The sequence below is a fragment of the Nocardia brasiliensis IFM 10847 genome, assembly GCF_000710915.1.
Classification (GTDB): Bacteria; Actinomycetota; Actinomycetes; order Mycobacteriales; family Mycobacteriaceae; genus Nocardia; species Nocardia brasiliensis_A.
This window is the reverse complement of the sequence record NZ_BAUA01000198.1, coordinates 1-2,330: the sequence shown is the minus strand read 5'-3', so window position 1 is coordinate 2,330 and position 2,330 is coordinate 1. Positions and strand designations below refer to the sequence as shown.

The following is a 2,330-nucleotide window of genomic DNA, read 5'->3' as shown; positions in this document are numbered from 1 at the left end:
GGTTTAGCCTCTTCCGCTTTCGCTCGCCACTACTCACGGAATCACTATTGTTTTCTCTTCCTGTGGGTACTGAGATGTTTCACTTCCCCACGTTCCCTCCACACACCCTATATATTCAGATGCGGGTAACACGACATCACTCGTGCTGGGTTTCCCCATTCGGAAATCCTCGGATCTCAGCTCGGTTGACAGCTCCCCGAGGCTTATCGCAGCCTCCTACGTCCTTCATCGGCTCCTGGTGCCAAGGCATCCACCGTACGCTCTTAAACACTTACTAACAAAGATGCTCGCGTCCACTGTGCAGTTCTCAAACAACACACAAAACTCAGCCCACCTGCAGCACCAGCCGAGGAAACCCTCGCGGTATGACTGCGGACCAAGTCCTGTCGTTATCTTGCCTGAAAAAAACCCGCTTACCGCGTGTTCTTTCAGGACCCAATAGTGTGTCGGTATATCACCGCGGACCGAAGACATGGCTCCGATCACGATGCGATGAACTTGTCAGCGTTCCACCCATGAGCTCCGCAGCCCTACATATGAAGACTAAGCGGCTCTGCCAAGTCGTCGAACCACCTACGCGGCAACGACATTGGAGATGCTCCTTAGAAAGGAGGTGATCCAGCCGCACCTTCCGGTACGGCTACCTTGTTACGACTTCGTCCCAATCGCCAATCCCACCTTCGACGGCTCCCTCCCACAAGGGGTTAGGCCACCGGCTTCGGGTGTTACCGACTTTCATGACGTGACGGGCGGTGTGTACAAGGCCCGGGAACGTATTCACCGCAGCGTTGCTGATCTGCGATTACTAGCGACTCCAACTTCACGGGGTCGAGTTGCAGACCCCGATCCGAACTGAGACCGGCTTTAAGGGATTCGCTCCACCTCACGGTATCGCAGCCCTCTGTACCGGCCATTGTAGCATGTGTGAAGCCCTGGACATAAGGGGCATGATGACTTGACGTCGTCCCCACCTTCCTCCGAGTTGACCCCGGCAGTCTCCTGCGAGTCCCCGGCATAATCCGCTGGCAACACAGGACAAGGGTTGCGCTCGTTGCGGGACTTAACCCAACATCTCACGACACGAGCTGACGACAGCCATGCACCACCTGTACACCGACCACAAGGGGGCCTACATCTCTGCAGGTTTCCGGTGTATGTCAAACCCAGGTAAGGTTCTTCGCGTTGCATCGAATTAATCCACATGCTCCGCCGCTTGTGCGGGCCCCCGTCAATTCCTTTGAGTTTTAGCCTTGCGGCCGTACTCCCCAGGCGGGGTACTTAATGCGTTAGCTACGGCACGGATCCCGTGGAAGGAAACCCACACCTAGTACCCACCGTTTACGGCGTGGACTACCAGGGTATCTAATCCTGTTCGCTACCCACGCTTTCGCTTCTCAGCGTCAGTTACTTCCCAGAGACCCGCCTTCGCCACCGGTGTTCCTCCTGATATCTGCGCATTTCACCGCTACACCAGGAATTCCAGTCTCCCCTGAAGTACTCAAGTCTGCCCGTATCGCCCGCAAGCTTGGGGTTGAGCCCCAAGTTTTCACGGACGACGCGACAAACCGCCTACAAGCTCTTTACGCCCAGTAATTCCGGACAACGCTCGCACCCTACGTATTACCGCGGCTGCTGGCACGTAGTTGGCCGGTGCTTCTTCTACAGGTACCGTCACTTGCGCTTCGTCCCTGTCGAAAGAGGTTTACAACCCGAAGGCCGTCATCCCTCACGCGGCGTCGCTGCATCAGGCTTTCGCCCATTGTGCAATATTCCCCACTGCTGCCTCCCGTAGGAGTCTGGGCCGTGTCTCAGTCCCAGTGTGGCCGGTCACCCTCTCAGGTCGGCTACCCGTCGTCGCCTTGGTGGGCCGTTACCCCGCCAACAAGCTGATAGGCCGCGGGCCCATCTCGCACCGATAAATCTTTCCACCCAACAGCATGCACTGAAAGGTCATATCCGGTATTAGACCCAGTTTCCCAGGCTTATCCCGAAGTGCGAGGCAGATCACCCACGTGTTACTCACCCGTTCGCCGCTCGTGTACCCCGAAGGGCCTTACCGCTCGACTTGCATGTGTTAAGCACGCCGCCAGCGTTCGTCCTGAGCCAGGATCAAACTCTCCGTTGAAGACTCTCAACCAACCCCGAGGGGCCGATCAGAAATATCTAAACTAGAGTCCGAAAACCTAGCAAAACAAAACGCCAGCAAAAGTATTTGCTGACTAAATGTCCAACCTCACCCAGACGGGGGTCCAGAGAGGCCGGAACCAATAAATAATTGGCACTGACATTCATCGACACACTATTGAGTTCTCAAAGAACACACGCACACA

At 56.0% G+C, this 2,330-nt stretch carries 2 rRNA genes; both read right to left on the bottom strand.

Features of this window, described 5'->3' with window-relative positions:
• Positions 1-277: ribosomal RNA gene (locus NBRGI_RS39500) — 23S ribosomal RNA — on the bottom strand; the annotation flags it as partial.
• A gap of 329 nt (positions 278-606) precedes the next feature.
• Positions 607-2,125: ribosomal RNA gene (locus NBRGI_RS39495) — 16S ribosomal RNA — on the bottom strand.
• Positions 2,126-2,330 lie beyond the last annotated feature (205 nt).